The sequence below is a fragment of the Clostridium sp. X genome, from assembly GCF_055755365.1.
This window is the reverse complement of sequence record NZ_CM146912.1, coordinates 64,782-81,396: the sequence shown is the minus strand read 5'-3', so window position 1 is coordinate 81,396 and position 16,615 is coordinate 64,782. Positions and strand designations below refer to the sequence as shown.

Here is a 16,615-nt window from a genome sequence, read left to right as displayed (position 1 = left end):
CCAGTAACTAGTTAATAGTTACTGGCTTTTTTAGAGTTTCCATAATTTCATCATAGTGAATAGTTTCTTTTTGGAGTAAAAGATTAGTTAAGTCTTCTAGGGCTTGTCTGTCATTTAATAAAAGTTCTTTTGTATCCTTGTATAGCTTATCTATAATATTTTTGCACTCTAAAACCACAGCTTCTTTAGCAGAGTTCGACAAGTGTCCCATTTCATTTAGAGTAAGAAGTCCTAGAGAGTCACCCATTCCATAAGCTGTAACCATGTTATTTATTAAGCCTGTTGAGTGTTTTAAATCGCTATAGGCACCAGTTGTTATCTTAGTACTTCCAAAGATAATTTCTTCAGCAGCTCGTCCTCCTAAGAGAACCATTATTCTTCTTAAAAGATAGTCTTTGTTTTGGTACATTTTATCTTCAGGTATACTTAAAGTATATCCTCCAGCTCCATTTGTTGTTGGAATTATTGTAACCTTAGATAACTTTTCTTCAGGAAGAATTTTAGCAGATACAAGAGTGTGCCCAGCTTCATGATAAGCTGTGATTTTTCTATCTAGCTCTTTTATATGGTCTCTATTTTGTTTTTCATATCCAGCTAAAACTATAGAGAAAGCCTTATCAAAATGACTATTTTCTATAAAGTTACTTTCCTCTTTGCAAGCAAGTATAGCAGCTTCATTAACTAAGTGCTCAAGTTTTGCACCTGAGAACATAGAAGTCTTTTGAGCCCATTCTTTAATATCTATATTTTCTGCAGGTTTATCTTTAATGTGCAGTGATAGAATCTTTTCTCTAGCAGCAATATCGGGAAGAGATACCTCAATGTGTCTATCAAATCTACCAGGTCTTAACAAAGCAGGGTCTAACATATCAAGTCTATTAGTAGCTGCCATAACTATTATTCCTTCTTTTTCATTAAATCCGGACATTTCTGTAAGTAGTGCATTTAGTGTTTGATCTCGCTCATCAGAACCACCAGTAGCAGAGCCTTCTCTCTTTTTACCAATAGCATCTATTTCATCTATAAAGATAACTGCTTTTCCATGACCTTTAGCTTTTTTAAATAGTTGCCTTATTCTACTAGCACCAACTCCTACATATACCTGAACAAAATCTGAACCGGACATAGCATAAAAAGGAACACCAGCTTCACCAGCAACTGATTTAGCAAGAAGAGTTTTTCCAGTACCAGGATCTCCATATAGAATTATGCCTTTTGGCATTCTAGCACCATAAGCACTATATTTGTCAGGATTTTTAAGAAAGTCTACAATGTCTTTAACACTTTCTTTAGCTTCTTCATTACCAGCAACACTTTCAAAGTTAAAGCCTATATTTTCAGTTTCATTAAGTTCTAAGGAATCCACAGATCGAAGTCCTTTAGATGCAACTCTAGAGGATTTTATTGATACAACAATAAGACCTGTAAAGGAAGCTGCAAGTAGAATAAATGGGATAATTTCAAATAAAGAAATATATCCTTGTTCAGAAACCTGAACACCATTTTTTAGCATATCCTCTTTGAAACTATCACTTCTAGGATTATCCGTTTCGTAAACTTTTCCAGTAGTTAGTTTTACCTTTAGTTTAGGAGAACTTGTATAATAAACTTTAGAAATTTTTTTGCTAGATAAATCTTTAATAAAGTCTGTATATGGTTTTGAAATTCCTGGTTTATAAACAAAGTTTGTAACAATCATTAGAATTATAGAAAGTAACATTGTAATAATAGGTATTATTATAAATTTATTTTTTAATTTATTTTTCACTATATCACCCTTTCTAGATGGTATAATCTAATATTTTCTCGGACATTATGTCAACTAGAACTAATTATATTAAAGTTATTACAACATGTCCAATGAAGTTCATAAAAATTGCTAATGTAATTTATGTAAGAAAGATAGATAGAATGGATTATTGTGCAAAATTAATATTTTGTGTATACTTTAGGGTAGATGTAAAAATATGCTATAAAAAGGGGGGAAGCTCTTATAAGATAACTTCATAAGAGCACGTATATATGAATATCTCTAATGTCACTGTTAGGCTTACTGAAAATGATATTTTTAGCATTATTAAAGACTATATAAAAATAGATGAGATTAAAATAGAAAATATATGTATAGGAGAAGAAATAGAAATAGAGGGAAAGCTTATAAAGGGTTTAAGTTTTAACTTCAAAGTTAATGTAATAGTTCATAGTATAGAAAACAATGTTTTAAAACTTAAAATTTCAAGTGTAAAATTAGGAAGAATATCTATTGCTGTAGGTTTAGTAAGTTTTATTATAAAGAGAGTACTTAAAAGCCTAGAGATTATGGGAATAACAGTAGATAAAAAGTTTTTACATATTGATTTTACAAAACTCTGTAATTATATACCTTCTGTGAGTTTTACTCTTCAGCACATAACTAGTTTTAAAGGGAGTTTAGATGTTGAACTTAAAAATTTAGTTTATAGTGAAGGTAAACAAGCTCTTTCTTTAAAAGAACTTCAAGAACACATAGATGAAGTAGCAGGAAGTAAGGAAATTTGTTGTAATACATTAACAAAGACTAGAGATAAGTATACAGAGGTTAGAGAAGATATAAAAGAAAGTATTCCAGAGAAGAGTAGATATATATCAGAATACTTTTTAATTCTGCCTGATATAATAGCTCTATTATACAGACTTATGAAAGATAATAGAGTATCTACTAAAACAAAGATTTTAATTGGAGGGGTGGTAGGGTATTTGATTACACCTACAGATATCATACCAGACTTTATTCCAATAGTAGGAAAAGGAGAAGATTTTGGCATAGCATTTCTAGTTTTGGATAAAATCATAGAAGAAGTGCCAAAGGATATTATACTAGAGCATTGGCAGGGAGATAATGAGGTTATATGTAAAATTATGAATATAAACAATGATCTGATGGAAGTTGTAGGAAGAAATAACGCAGTAAGAATTTTTAGTGGAGCTATTATATTTTTAAAGAAAAGAAAAAGAAGACAAAGATTTTAGTTTGAAAGGAATAAGGTTTATGGCTAAAAAAATATATGCAATAAAAGAAGGCTTTGATTTTGAAAATAATATAAGAGTAGAAAATAAATTATTAAACTCTTGGGATGAATGCTTAAAGTATGTAAAAGGAGTAAAGGGAGCAAAATATAAGAGCTTTACATCAAGAGAAGAAGCTGAGGAATACTTAAATAGTGAAGGCATTATTAAAAAAGGTATGAATAATTATCCACAGGATATTCCTCATTTTTATGTTGACGGTAGCTATAATGACTCTTCGGAAAGATATTCTTATGCTGTAGTTGTAGTAAAGGATGGCATAGTTATCCATGTGGAAAGTGATGCTGCAAGGGATAATAAAAGTAAATCTATAAGACAGATAGCAGGTGAACTTGAGGCATCTATAAAATCTGTAGAGTATGCTGCACGTAATGGTTTTAAAGATATTGTGATTATTCATGATTATGTAGGTGTATGTTATCATGCTACTGGAGCATGGGAGAGAAAGGAAGAGTCATCAAAACAATATTATGAGAAATTTAATAAATTAACTAAAAATAATAATATAAATGTTATATTTGTTAAAGTAGATAGTCATACTGGGGATTTATTTAATGAAGTAGTAGATGAATTTGCTAAAGTAGCAGCAGATATAAACATTAAAGGGGAAACCGAAAAATGTCTAAAATCTGAGGGAATTAAAGTTAAGAGTGAGGATATAAGAGCGGAATTTAAAAAAATTCTTAAAGAAGAATCTTTAAAAAAGGTTAATATAGTTTTAAACTAGTAGCAATACTAAGATATTTTTGATAATAAAAAGATTAAATTATGTTTAAGATTTATGAATTTGCACAACCTAATACTGAACTCAAGTTAAAGCTTTAACTTAAACATATAAGTTTGTTATATTTAAAAACAAATTAACAAATTAATGGAAAGAGGTGTGCAATTTATGACTGGAAGATTTATAAAAGGACTTACAACTGGGGCTATAATAGGTGCAGCTGCTGGTATGATGATGGTTCCAGAAATGAGTAGGAAAACAAGAAAAATGATAAAAAGAAGTAATAGGACTATGATGAATACAGCAGAAAATATCGTAGATGCTATGAGAAATATGATGTAATCAAATATTAACAAAATAATATTAAGTTCTATAAAATGATTCCAATTTCAACATAATAGGAATCATTTTTTTATAATTTTAAAACACATTAAAATTTTTTTTGCGGAATATAGCAATAATATGGTATAATATAATACATATTTATTAAATTTTTTTGAATGTTATTAAATACGTTAATTATAATATAGTAAAGGAAGATGTATTCATGGAAATATTGTCTTTAGGAGAGAAAATTAAACGAAGAAGAAAAGAATTAGATATGACCTTAAAAGATTTAGCAGGTGATAGAATTACTCCGGGACAAATAAGCCTAGTAGAATCAGGAAAGTCCAATCCTAGTATGGATTTACTAGAGTATTTAGCAAATTCTCTTGATATTTCCATAGAGTACTTAATGGAATCTGAGGAAACTCAAGCTGAAAAGATATGTGTTTATTTTCAAAATATTGCTGAATCTCATATACTTAATAGTGATCTAGATTTAGGAGAACAATACATAGAAAATGCACTATTTTATGCTGAAAAATATGGACTAGAGCATAGAAAGGCAAAAAATATATATCTAAGAGGAGAAATATATATAGCAAGAGGGGAACTAGGGCTTGCTCAACAATTCTTTTTATCAGCAAATGTAATATTTATTAAGGAAAATAAGTTTGAAGATATAATAAATACATTTTTAAAGCTAGGTATAATAACATATGATATGCACGCATATCACTCAGCTTGTAGTTACTTTCATCAGGCTGAAAAGGTTTATGAGGATAGTGTTACAGGTAGTGATTTTTTAATAGGTCAAATATACTATTATATAGCATATACATACTTTAAGCTGGAAGAAATGGACAAGGCTATCAATTATTCATATTTAGCCAATAGCAAGTTTAAAAAAATTAATAACATAGGAGAATACGCAAAATCCCTTCTATTACTTTCTCAGGAGTACAGCAAAAAGGGAGATATGGATAATGCTATAAAATATTCAAATAAAACACTAAAATTATTTAAAGAAATTGATGATGTAAAATATATTTCAGAGATAGAAAATAACTTAGGAAAACTTTTTTCGGATTTTGATAATATTGAGGAGTCTTTTATTCATCTCAATACTGCAAGAAAGCTAAGAAAGAATGATAAAGATGAAAGGTATATTGAAACTTTAGTTAATATATGTGAAAACTATATTAAGCTAAAAGATATTAAAAATGCAGTATACGTGTTAGAGGAGATATTTGATAATAAAGATAATGGAGATGACCTAACATTATATAAGTATTATTTACTACAGTATAGGATAGATATGCTAGAAGAAAATAAAAATCAAGCTGAAAATACTTTAAGAATGGCATTGGATTATACAAAGGGCGCTCAGTTAAAAGATGAAATTGCAGAAATATCAATATTAATCGGAAAATTTTATATAGATAGTGGTAAAGAAAAGGAAGCTGCTAAATACTTAAATGAAGGTGTTGAGGCATTTAAAAGGTTAGGAGTTTTGAAATAGCTAAGTATTGGATAGGTGATTTGTATGGAAGTTCTATCTATTGGAGAAAAAATAAAAAGAGCAAGAGTATATAAAGGACTAACCCTTAAAGATGTATGCGGTAGTGAGGTTTCAGTATCGAAGCTTAGCTGCATAGAAAATGGAAAAATTGTGCCTGAGCAAAGGATTTTAGAAAGCATATCCAAGAAGCTTGATTTAGATTTAAACTACTTAAATCAAGGTATAGATAGTCAAATTAATATGAATATAAAGTCTTTACTAAAGGATTCTATATCAAATGAACTGATAAAGGAATTAAGATATAATTTAGAAGCAGCTGTAAAATATAGTTATAACGACTTAGCTTTTTCTATTATGCATGAAATTGTTGAATTTTTATTAAAAAATAATGATTTGAAAAGTGTACAAGAACTAATTGGAGAATATTATGATTTGCGTAATAAGTCCAGTGAAAAAGCACAGAGGCTATTATATTATATGGATGTCGGAAAATTTTTCTATAAAAACAAAGAATATTCTCAAGCTATGAATTACTTCAACAATATTAAAAGAATAGTAGTAGAATCCAATACTATAGATTACGCGGTACTTGCTGATAGTATATATGGAGAAGCGCTTTGTAATTTTAAACTTAAGGATTATACTAAAGCATATCAGATTTCAAATGGATTAAATGATTTGTTTGATTATGTTGAAGATAATTTAAAGAAAGCTAGAATGTATCATATGATGGCCAATATTTCTTTAAGAACTAATGATGATAAATTTGAGTATTATGAAACCATGGCTTATGATATGTATGGAACTAAAATTGATTATAAAGCAAAGTCTATATTTAATTATGCATCTACAATGTTTGACATAGGCTTAAAGGACAAGGCAATAGTTTATATTAAGAAAGCTTTAGATATTTATCCAAATGAAAATATAGATAATTTAGTAAATTTTATGCTTCTATGTACTGAGGAGCTTGTGAATAATGAAATAATACATGAGGCAGAAATAATAAATGAAAATGCATTAAATTATGCTATAAAATTGGATAATATTAAATTAATCGAAAAGGCTTATTATTTAAAAGCTAAGATATTAAAGAAAATGAATTCCTTAGTATCAGCAGAGATGTATATGAACTTATCTCTAGATGCACTAAGTAAATTTGGAAATAAAAGAGAAATTCATGAAAGATACATGGAGATGGGAAAGATGTACTATGATATAGGATTAACTGGAGATGCATTAAAGTATTTTACTTTAGCTATATCATTAAATAAAAAGTTATAAAAATTATGAGAACTGTTTTTAAACTTAAGAGAAGTTTAAAAGCAGTTCTTTTATTTATAAAGTTTTTGTTAATTTATTTATAGGATATTTATTATTAACTAAGAATGAATTATAATATTGTAAATAAATTATATTTATTAACTATATAAGAAAAAAATAGTATTAATAAACAATATTTTAGGGAGGGTTAAAGTTATGGATTACGAAAAGATGACAACTAAGGTGCAGCAGGCATTAAATGAATCAAAACTTGTAGCAGTAAAGTATAATCACCAACAGATTGATGTTATACATTTATTTATGTCTTTAATTTCGCAGGAGGATGGTCTCATACCTAACCTTGTTAGTAGAATGGGAGTTAATGTAACTAGTTTAAGGGAGTATTCCCATAGCGAACTTGATAAAATGCCTAAAGTTTTAGGTGACGGTGCTAATACTTCAGGAATATACCTGGTAAGAAGAGTAGAAGACTTGTTTATAAAAGCCCAAGAATATGCTGACAAATTTAAGGATATGTATATAAGTGTGGAGCATGTTATGCTTGCAATTATGGATATAGATAATAAGGGTGTTGTAGGTAATATTTTGAGAAAGTTTAATATAAGTAAAGAAAACTTTTTAAATATACTATCTTCTGTAAGAGGAAGTCAAAGAGTTGAAAATCAAGATCCAGAAGGTACCTATGATGCTCTAAAGAAATATGGAAGAGATTTAGTTGAGGCAGCAAAAAAACATAAACTAGATCCGGTAATTGGAAGAGATGAAGAGATTAGAAGAGTTATAAGAATTCTAACTAGAAGAACAAAAAACAATCCTGTTTTGATTGGAGAACCTGGAGTTGGAAAAACAGCTATAGTTGAAGGACTTGCAGAGAGAATAGTCAGGGGAGATGTACCAGAGGGACTTAAAAATAAAACTATTTTTTCTCTAGATATGGGGTCTCTTATAGCTGGTGCTAAATACAGGGGAGAATTTGAAGAAAGACTAAAGGCAGTTCTAAAAGAAGTTGAGGGCAGTGAAGGAAGAGTTATATTATTTATAGATGAGATACACACCATTGTGGGAGCAGGTAAGACAGAAGGAGCTATGGATGCTGGAAATTTAATTAAGCCAATGCTTGCAAGGGGAGAACTACATTGTATTGGAGCTACTACTTTTGATGAGTATAGAAAGTATATAGAGAAAGACAAAGCCCTTGAGAGAAGATTCCAGCCAGTTGTTGTAAATGAGCCTACTGTTGAGGATAGTATCTCTATACTTAGGGGCTTAAAAGAGAGATTTGAGATTCATCATGGGGTAAGAATACATGACTCAGCTATAGTTGCAGCAGCGAAGTTATCTCATAGATATATTACAGATAGATTTCTTCCAGATAAGGCAATTGATTTGATGGATGAGGCAGGAGCTATGATAAGAACTGAAATAGATAGCTTGCCAACAGAGCTCGATGAGACAAGACGCAGGATTTTTCAGATGGAAATAGAAAAAGAAGCATTGTCAAAAGAGAAAGATAAAGCTTCCATAGAGAGATTAAAGTTTATTGAGAAGGAACTTAGCGAATTAAAAGAAAAAGATAAAGAAATGACATCTAAGTATAATAACGAGAAGGAAAACTTAACAGAGGTTCGTAAGTATAAAGAGCAATTAGATGACACTAGAGGAAGACTTGAAAAGGCTGAAAGAGAATATGATTTAAACCAAGTTGCAGAACTAAAATACGGTGTTATACCAGATTTAGAGAAAAAAATAAAAGAAAAAGAAAGTGTAATATACGAAAGTGGAGATAGTGCTTTCTTAAAAGAAGAGGTTACAGAGTTTGAAATATCTGAAATTGTAGCTAAGTGGACAGGGATTCCTGTATCAAGATTAGTTGAAGGGGAAAGGGAGAAGCTTTTAAGATTAGAGGATGAACTTCATAAAAGAGTCATAGGGCAAGATGAGGCTGTAACCTCTGCAGTTGATGCGGTCCTTAGAGCTAGAGCAGGACTAAAAGCAGAAAATAGACCAATAGGTTCTTTCATTTTCCTAGGACCTACAGGTGTTGGTAAAACAGAACTTGCAAAAACTTTAGCTAGAACTTTATTTGACAGTGAAGATAATATTATAAGAATAGACATGTCTGAATATATGGAGAAACATTCTGTATCAAGATTAATTGGAGCACCTCCGGGATATGTAGGGTATGAAGAAGGAGGACAATTAACCGAAGCTGTCAGAAGAAAGCCTTATAGCGTGGTTTTATTTGATGAAATTGAGAAAGCTCATGATGATGTATTCAATATTTTTCTTCAAATATTAGATGAGGGAAGGCTTACTGATAATAAAGGAAAAAATATTGATTTTAAAAACTGTATAATTATTATGACTTCAAACATAGGAAGTGATTATCTTTTAGAAAACACTGACCTTCAAGGTATAGATGAAACCATAAGAAAAAAAGTTATGAATGAAATGAAACTTAGATTTAAACCAGAGTTTCTAAATAGATTAGATGATATCATAATGTTTAAACCACTTATGGAAAGTGAAATAGAAAATATAATTGATATATTTATAGAGGAAATAAAAAATAGATTAAAGGAAAGAAATATATCTCTTGAAATTACACAAGAAGCGAAACGGTTAATGGTTAGAGAAGGGTATGATCCTATATATGGAGCTAGACCTTTAAAAAGATATATTTCTAAAGTCTTTGAAACAAGTATTGCTAAGATGATAATTAAGGGAGAAGCATATGATGGTGTTACAATAACAGCCATAGAAGATGATGGGACTCTTAAGCTTCAAGTAAAGGAATAAAATGGAATCATAAAGGGAGCATATCAAAAGTGGATGCTCCCTTTGTGATTTTTATTTTGAGAAGAATCCTCTTATTTTCCTATAATATTGGTAAGATTCATAAAATTACATTGAGTTAATTAAATAGATATGTGCATCCTAATACTGTAATATAAATAGGGAAAAGAAGGTGCTTTTATGAGAGCGCATAATAAAAAAGCAGTAACTGTTTATGTAATATTAACTTGTTTAGTGGGAAATTTACTTGTTAGCTGCAGAGCTACAGGACCTAAGCCACCAAAGTCACCACAAATAGAGCAAAATAAGCTTACGGAAGTTAAAGAAAATAAGCCCTCTAAGAATAATAAAAATGAAATAGCTGTAAAGGGTGAAGATAAAGAAGTTAAGAAGAAATCAAATAAGGAAGTGTATTTAACTTTCGATGATGGTCCAACAAATAATACTACGAGAGAAATTTTAAATATACTGCAGGAGAATGACATTAAAGCAACTTTTTTTGTAATTGGAAATATTGCAGAGAATAATCCAAAGCTTCTTAGGGAATTATCAGATAATAATATGTGTGTAGTTCCCCATACTTACTCTCATAGATATAATGAAATTTTTTCAAGTCCTAAAAATTATATTGAAGACTTAGATCGATGTACTGATTTAATACGAAATATAACAGGAAAAGAAGTGGTTCCATACATGAGAATTCCTGGAGGAATGGAAAATAGATACGTTTCAAGAGAAACCATGAGTAAAATAACCACTATACTAAGAAGTAAGAATATTAATTATGTAGGATGGAATATTTGTACTAATGATGCAGTAGGAAGAAGTATATCAGCAGAACAGATTAAAGATAATCTAATAAATCAAAGTAAAAAGCTACAAAATAACAAAGCATTAGTTGTACTTATGCATGACTCTTATCATAAAAAGTCTACCGTAGAAGCTTTACCTTTTATAATAAATTACTATAAGAGTCAAGGTTATGAGTTTGAAACTTTTAATAATATAAGTAAAGAGACTTATGATAAATTAGTAAGTAATAATGTAATGAATAAGGATATAAATAAAGCTAATATCAAATAGTATGCTTTAGGGGGAGCAACACTAATGGTATTAGCTTTATTTATATATTAATGTATAACTTCTCTTTTAATTATAAATTCCTTTGCTTTTAATTCATAAGTATCGTCTAAAGGAGGGAGAATAACTTTCCCATATTTTCTTTGTAGCGCTAAAAATATAAGTCTATCGGCTAGCTCGGGATTTTTGGAAAGTAATGAACCATGAAAATAGGTGCAAAATGTATTTTTGTATATACATCCTTCGTATCCATCTTCGCCATTGTTTCCATAACCAGCTAAGACCTTTCCGAGTGGTTTAAGTGAGCCTATATAGGTTTTTCCAGAGTGATTTTCAAATCCTACATAAGTCTCGTTGAAATCTTGATTATATATTACTGTATTACCAATAAATCTTTTATTACCAGCGGTAGTATATATATCAAGAGCATGTAGTCCTTCAATCTCTTCTCCTTTTGGTGTTACGTAATATTTACCAAGGAGTTGATATCCACCACAAATAGAAAGAAATACTTTGCTATCTTCTATATATCTAATAACATCTTTTCTTTTTTTAGTCTTTAAGTCATCAGATACGATACTTTGTTCATAATCTTGACCTCCACCAAAAAATACTATGTCATATTTTTCAGCATCAAAATTATCATTTACTGATATGTGAGATATAACTGTTTTAATTCCTCGATTTTCAGATCTATATTTTAAAATTAAAATATTACCTACATCGCCATACACATTTAAAAGATCTGGGTACATGTGGCATATATTAAGTTCCAAAATACCACCTTCCTCTATATTCTTTATTTTTTCATAAGCAATTTAAGTGAAATCTACCATAGTTTTTTTATGTAGCCTCTATTGTTTAGGAATTTCCTAAAACTAGTCATTGCAGTATAGGTTGCTAACATATAAACAGTAGGTGAATTAGATTTCTCAATCTTTTTTAAAAGAGCTTCATGATCATCACAAAGATAAAAAGAATCCTCATTAAATCCTGCAACTTTAAGGCGAATACTCATATCATAAAGTCTTATACCTGATAAAATTATGTCGTGTATTTGACTAATTTTTAAGTTTTCAAAATCTACATCCCATATCCAAGAGACATCTTTTCCATCAGCATAGTTATCATTAAGAAGTAATGCTATACTTTTATTATGACTATCTAAGTTAATGGAATTAAGAGCCTCATCAAAACCAGCAGGGTTCTTAACTAAAATTATTTTTAGATTCTTATCATTTATCTTGATTAGTTCTTGACGACCAAAGCTACAATCAAGTGTTTTTAAAGAATCTGCAATTATAGACTCAGTAATACCAAGACTGCTACATGCTGAAAAAGCACATAAAGCATTGTAAATATTATATGTACCAGACTGATTTATATAATATTCTTTGTCTTTTATACATACAGTAGAGCCTTCTGGTGTTAAAGATAATATTTTACTCACCGAATAGGTTAATTCAGGTCGCTTATAACCACAATGAGTACAATAAAAATCTCCTAAATGACTATATGTTATATAGTTATAGCTATAGGGATGCTTACATGCCTTACAAAACTTAGCGTCAGCGTTGAGAGAAGGTTTGTTATTTGATAAAATAGGGGATGTAAATCCATAGTATAAAATCTTATTTGGAAGGTTTAGTTCTCCTAGAAGAGACTCATCTCCATTGAGTATTAAAGTTGAATCAGGAGACTTTTTTATTCCTTCTAATATTTTTTCGAGAGTTGTATATACTTCACCATATCTATCTAATTGATCTCTAAATAGATTTGTTATGGCAATTATCTTTGGTTTGATATGTTCTGTAATATATTTAACATTGGCTTCATCAACTTCTATAACAGCGTATCCAGGATTTTTTCTACATAGAATTTTATGATTCTCTATAAAACAAGAGATTATACCTGTATACAAATTTGCTCCAGTACTATTAGTGATTACATTATTTCCATTATTTCTTAATATACTGTAGATCATGTTAGTTGTAGTAGTTTTGCCATTCGTTCCAGTTATCAAAATAACTTCATAGTTTTTAGAAATTTTATTCAAAATATTCTTATCAAACTTTAAGGCTATTTTACCTGGGAAATTTGTACCTCCCTTAAAGATAACTTTTGAAAGATACATAACGAATTTAGAAATAGTTATAGCTATAAATGTTTTAATATAAATATTTCAACACCTCCGTCTTATTAAACAATTATGCCCACATTTATTAAATCTATACTATATTAGTAATAATAAGATTTTAACATGTAAAAAGCTAAATGGAAATATTTTACTAAAGGTAAGTTTTTGTGTAATAGTATGTTTTTCATCATTTTTAAATATCAGAAAACAAGAAACAGGAATATTTTCACAAGAAATTACAAGAAATTTAGAATTTAATATTGAGATATGACGTTAAATTTTTGAATAAAACTCTTAATTAGAGCATATCATGTACGCAACAAAAATGAGAGTCTTGTTAAAGTTAGTCATGAGATAAAGAATTAATTAAAAAACCACAGAACTTTTGATATAAACAAAGGTTCTGTGGTTTTTAATATTATTTTAAATCTTCATCGGTAATAGATATGTTTTGAAAATTACCATCTATTTTCATTCCTATATTAGGGGAAAGTTTATTTAATTTATCAAGTATAGCTGTTTTTGAATTTTCTTGTGCAACTATTGGAGAGTAGTCGTTTGTATAGTTTACAGAAGAAATTTTAGCTGGAATAACCTTGAAATCATAAGATGAAAGAGTACCATTTTCAAAATTAAATTTAACTTGAGGTATAATAGTATCTTTATCACTTGGATTTTTATTACCACCAAAAGCGAAATTTCCTAAACTATAAAATATTAATTTATTTTTATATTTTTCTATCCCTTGAATAACATGAGGGTGATGACCTAATATTAAATCAGCTCCATTATCAATGGCAAAATGTGCTATTGATTTTTGTGTTGAATTTGGAGTATATTTGCTTTCTTCACCCCAATGAAAATTAATAATTACAGTACAGTCTTGCTTTTTTAAATTTGAAATATCACTTTTTAATTTATCTTGAAGCTCTTTACTATTATAGAATCCTTTGTATCCTAAAAAGGCAAATTTTACATTCTTAACTTCTGTTACCCAAATATTTCCTTCTCCGAAATACTCTATATTTTCTGATATTAAAGCTTTTTTAGTATCTTGAAAACCTCCATTTAAATAATCAAATGTATGGTTATTAGATAAATTTACACCTTCCACACTACCTAAGGTCAATATCTTAGCATATTCAGGTGGTGCCTTGAATGTAAATTGTTTATCTGCTCTAGTATTTGAATTAGTGAAAGTTCCTTCTAAGTTCGCTATTGTGATATCATCGCTTTTAAATATAGGATGTACATTTTTAAATATGTAGGAAAAGTTATTGTTATTCTTTTTAATAACCTGAGGCAATGACCCATCAAAAGAATACTTATCATCACGTCCAAGGGTACAGTCTCCAACTGCTGTTAGTAGAACTTCAGCAGAATTATTCACAGGGGAAGTAGAAATTTCCTTTGTTTTATCAGGATTTTTTAGATTAGTATTATCGGTAGTGTTATTTGATATAACATCTTTTGTAATATTAGCTTCTTTAGAATTCTCTGAAGAAGTTAGTAACATATTTTTAAGGAATAAATTATAAAAAATAAAACAACTAACAGAAAGTAATATAATAATGAAAAAAGATAATATATGTTTAGCCTTGTTTTTCTTTTTAGAACGATATTTTTTTCTACTAGACATAGATTAGACCTCCTAAGTATTTACAATTATACTTTATCTGAAGACTACCAGCTGTAACACTCCCACTTTTAAATTGGGAGGTAACAGCTGCTAAGTCCCTAGATAAGTTCAACTAGCATTCAGATGTGGGCTTAAACCACATCTGAATTAAGTTTCACTTGATACTATACTATAACTTATACGCATTGAAATCAATATAGATGTAAAAAAAGTAAATTTATAGCTTTATAATATCAATTCTGATAAAATAGCAGTATAAAGGTTAAATTAGGAAATTATTGATATGAGGTGAAAGTTCTATGAAATCAGAAGGTTTTAACAAGAATTTGATAAAAACTACGATTAAAGATAGAATAGAGTCTGGTGGGAAAGCAGGTATATTAATTTATATGGCAGCTATTATAATGATTGTTTTTGTTGCTACGTTGATAATATATACTGCTACAGGGGATAGCAGAGTAAAGAAACATAATATTTCTTTGGAGAAAAAAGGTAATGAATATTTGTATTCAGGAGAGATGGACAAGGCTATTGAGCAATATAATGAAATTAAAGTTACAAAAGAGAAGGATAGTACACTATTTGCTTTAAAAAACTTACATATTGCAGATGCATACTCGCTTAAAGGAGATTTAGTTAATTATAATAAGTATATAAAGTTAGCTAAGGAAACTAACGCTAAGGATGATGAAGTCTTAAACAGATTAGTATTTAGCCAATACATAAATGGGGATATAGATGTTGCTTTAAAAGAGGGAGAAGTAGCTATAGGAATTAACCCTAATAATAAGCAATTAGTAAAAACTATGATAGCAGTTTATATAGCAAATGATAAAAAAGATCAGGCTGAGAAATTAGTTAGTAGCTATAATGTAGATAAATCCTCAGCTTATGAAATGGCAGAATATTCAGGGATTATTATGGTTTTAGGTGATTATAAGAAGGGTCTAGATAAGTTAAGAGAGGCATGGAAAATTAATAAAGACGAATATAAAATTTATGATGTTCTCGCTCAAAATGCTGTATACAATAAAGAGAAGATTATAAATGAAATAAAAGAATTGCAAGAGGATAAACCAGAAGATGAAGTATATAAAATGTGGCTTGCAAAGATATATTCTTTAGAAACAGCAACATCAAAAGAAGCTGAAAAATTAGTGCTTGAGTTGAAGAAGAAAAATGTTAATGGTATTGAAATAAAGCTAATAGAAGCAGCAGTTCTTCAAAATCTTAATAAAGAGGAAGAAGGGGACAAGTTAATTGGTGAGATTTTAGAAAAAAATAGTGATAATTACAGTGTTCTTCATACTGCAGGATGGCTATATTTAAAAAAACATATGCTCAAAGAAGCAATAGATTATTGTAGAAAATCTATTGAACAGAATGAGGATTATCCAGACAATTATGCTTTTTTAATGCCAGAAATATTAAAGGATATGGAAGATGGAACTACTGCGGCAGCTTATTACCAAACAGGTGTTCTAAAAGAACCCTATAATTATAAGATTATATTAGCAGCAGCAAATTATTATTGGAATTCTGAGCAAAATACTGATAAAGCTCTGCAATATTTTAAGTTAGCTAGCAAAATAAAGCCAGATGAGCCTGAAATAAAGTACAATATAGCATTATTATATTTTAATGAAAATAGAGATGACGAAGCTGTACAAGCTTTAAAGGAAAGTATAAAGCTAAAACCAACCTCTGTTAAATATCATAGAACTCTTGGGACAGTATATCTAACTATAGGAAAAGCAAAGGAAGGTATAGAAGAAACAAGAGCAGCCTATAAGTACGATAAAAATGATATATTAACATTAAATAATGCTGGTTGTTACTATATAATGTATACAGATGATTTTAATAAAGCTAATACTAATTTAAAGAAGGCCTTTGAGAGCATAGATAAAAATACTAATGAATACACTAAAAAAATAATTAAAGAGAATTATTATAACGTTAAAGCAATTGTTGATAAAATACAAAAGAGCAAGGGAAATGAGGATATAACAATTCCTGACTTTAGACTACTATATTAGTGAG

At 29.1% G+C, this 16,615-nt stretch carries 13 protein-coding genes; 9 read left to right on the top strand and 4 right to left on the bottom strand.

Annotated features, from left to right (window positions below; genetic code table 11):
• Positions 1–7: 7 nt before the first annotated feature.
• Positions 8–1,768 (bottom strand): ATP-dependent metallopeptidase FtsH/Yme1/Tma family protein, encoded by a 1,761-nt coding sequence (locus ACX0KU_RS00410; protein ID WP_472990979.1) that lies wholly within the window; start codon positions 1,766–1,768, stop codon positions 8–10.
• A 47-nt stretch (positions 1,769–1,815) separates the two neighbouring features.
• Here ACX0KU_RS00410 and ACX0KU_RS00405 point away from each other — a divergent pair, with 47 nt between their 5' ends.
• From ACX0KU_RS00405 to ACX0KU_RS00370, 8 genes are all read left to right on the top strand, one after another.
• Positions 1,816–2,010 carry a hypothetical protein gene (locus ACX0KU_RS00405; protein WP_472990978.1) on the top strand — a complete coding sequence of 65 codons (195 nt, stop codon included), beginning with the start codon at positions 1,816–1,818 and terminating at the stop codon, positions 2,008–2,010.
• 12 nt (positions 2,011–2,022) lie between these two features.
• Positions 2,023–3,009 carry a YkvA family protein gene (locus tag ACX0KU_RS00400; RefSeq protein WP_472990977.1) on the top strand — a complete coding sequence of 329 codons (987 nt, stop codon included), beginning with the start codon at positions 2,023–2,025 and terminating at the stop codon, positions 3,007–3,009.
• A gap of 19 nt (positions 3,010–3,028) precedes the next feature.
• Positions 3,029–3,793, top strand: a complete 765-nt coding sequence (locus ACX0KU_RS00395; protein WP_472990976.1) for a ribonuclease H1 domain-containing protein — start codon at positions 3,029–3,031, stop codon at positions 3,791–3,793.
• A gap of 144 nt (positions 3,794–3,937) precedes the next feature.
• Positions 3,938–4,132, top strand: a complete 195-nt coding sequence (locus tag ACX0KU_RS00390; RefSeq protein ID WP_472990975.1) for a YtxH domain-containing protein — start codon at positions 3,938–3,940, stop codon at positions 4,130–4,132.
• Between the two features lie 205 nt (positions 4,133–4,337).
• Positions 4,338–5,636: a helix-turn-helix domain-containing protein gene (locus ACX0KU_RS00385; RefSeq protein WP_472992373.1), complete on the top strand. Its 1,299-nt coding sequence runs from the start codon at positions 4,338–4,340 to the stop codon at positions 5,634–5,636.
• Between the two features lie 24 nt (positions 5,637–5,660).
• Entirely contained in the window at positions 5,661–6,920 is a 1,260-nt protein-coding gene (locus ACX0KU_RS00380; RefSeq protein WP_472990974.1) for a helix-turn-helix domain-containing protein, read from the top strand.
• A 195-nt stretch (positions 6,921–7,115) separates the two neighbouring features.
• Entirely contained in the window at positions 7,116–9,719 is a 2,604-nt protein-coding gene (gene clpB / locus ACX0KU_RS00375) for an ATP-dependent chaperone ClpB (protein WP_472990973.1), read from the top strand.
• 177 nt (positions 9,720–9,896) lie between these two features.
• Positions 9,897–10,799, top strand: a complete 903-nt coding sequence (locus ACX0KU_RS00370; protein ID WP_472990972.1) for a polysaccharide deacetylase family protein — start codon at positions 9,897–9,899, stop codon at positions 10,797–10,799.
• Positions 10,800–10,846: 47 nt separating this feature from the next.
• Here the strand turns inward: ACX0KU_RS00370 and ACX0KU_RS00365 are convergent, their stop codons facing one another.
• From ACX0KU_RS00365 to ACX0KU_RS00355, 3 genes are all read right to left on the bottom strand, one after another.
• Positions 10,847–11,572 carry a type 1 glutamine amidotransferase gene (locus ACX0KU_RS00365; RefSeq protein WP_472990971.1) on the bottom strand — a complete coding sequence of 242 codons (726 nt, stop codon included), beginning with the start codon at positions 11,570–11,572 and terminating at the stop codon, positions 10,847–10,849.
• Positions 11,573–11,625: 53 nt separating this feature from the next.
• Positions 11,626–12,930 (bottom strand): MurT ligase domain-containing protein, encoded by a 1,305-nt coding sequence (locus tag ACX0KU_RS00360; RefSeq protein ID WP_472990970.1) that lies wholly within the window; start codon positions 12,928–12,930, stop codon positions 11,626–11,628.
• A 421-nt stretch (positions 12,931–13,351) separates the two neighbouring features.
• The gene (locus ACX0KU_RS00355; protein ID WP_472990969.1) at positions 13,352–14,572 is read right to left on the bottom strand and encodes a CapA family protein; all 1,221 of its coding nucleotides are present in this window, start codon (positions 14,570–14,572) and stop codon (positions 13,352–13,354) included.
• 299 nt (positions 14,573–14,871) lie between these two features.
• On the opposite strand from ACX0KU_RS00355, the gene ACX0KU_RS00350 reads away from it, so the two are divergent.
• Positions 14,872–16,611, top strand: a complete 1,740-nt coding sequence (locus tag ACX0KU_RS00350; protein ID WP_472990968.1) for a tetratricopeptide repeat protein — start codon at positions 14,872–14,874, stop codon at positions 16,609–16,611.
• Positions 16,612–16,615 lie beyond the last annotated feature (4 nt).

Coding starts and splice junctions, on each gene's coding strand:
- ACX0KU_RS00355 (WP_472990969.1), bottom strand. CDS start 14,572: ATGTCTAGTAGAAAAAAATATCGTTCTAAAAAGAAAAACAAGGCTAAA.
- ACX0KU_RS00350 (WP_472990968.1), top strand. CDS start 14,872: ATGAAATCAGAAGGTTTTAACAAGAATTTGATAAAAACTACGATTAAA.
- ACX0KU_RS00395 (WP_472990976.1), top strand. CDS start 3,029: ATGGCTAAAAAAATATATGCAATAAAAGAAGGCTTTGATTTTGAAAAT.
- ACX0KU_RS00390 (WP_472990975.1), top strand. CDS start 3,938: ATGGAAAGAGGTGTGCAATTTATGACTGGAAGATTTATAAAAGGACTT.
- ACX0KU_RS00360 (WP_472990970.1), bottom strand. CDS start 12,930: ATGTATCTTTCAAAAGTTATCTTTAAGGGAGGTACAAATTTCCCAGGT.
- ACX0KU_RS00405 (WP_472990978.1), top strand. CDS start 1,816: ATGTCAACTAGAACTAATTATATTAAAGTTATTACAACATGTCCAATG.
- ACX0KU_RS00385 (WP_472992373.1), top strand. CDS start 4,338: ATGGAAATATTGTCTTTAGGAGAGAAAATTAAACGAAGAAGAAAAGAA.
- ACX0KU_RS00380 (WP_472990974.1), top strand. CDS start 5,661: ATGGAAGTTCTATCTATTGGAGAAAAAATAAAAAGAGCAAGAGTATAT.
- clpB (WP_472990973.1), top strand. CDS start 7,116: ATGGATTACGAAAAGATGACAACTAAGGTGCAGCAGGCATTAAATGAA.
- ACX0KU_RS00370 (WP_472990972.1), top strand. CDS start 9,897: ATGAGAGCGCATAATAAAAAAGCAGTAACTGTTTATGTAATATTAACT.
- ACX0KU_RS00400 (WP_472990977.1), top strand. CDS start 2,023: ATGAATATCTCTAATGTCACTGTTAGGCTTACTGAAAATGATATTTTT.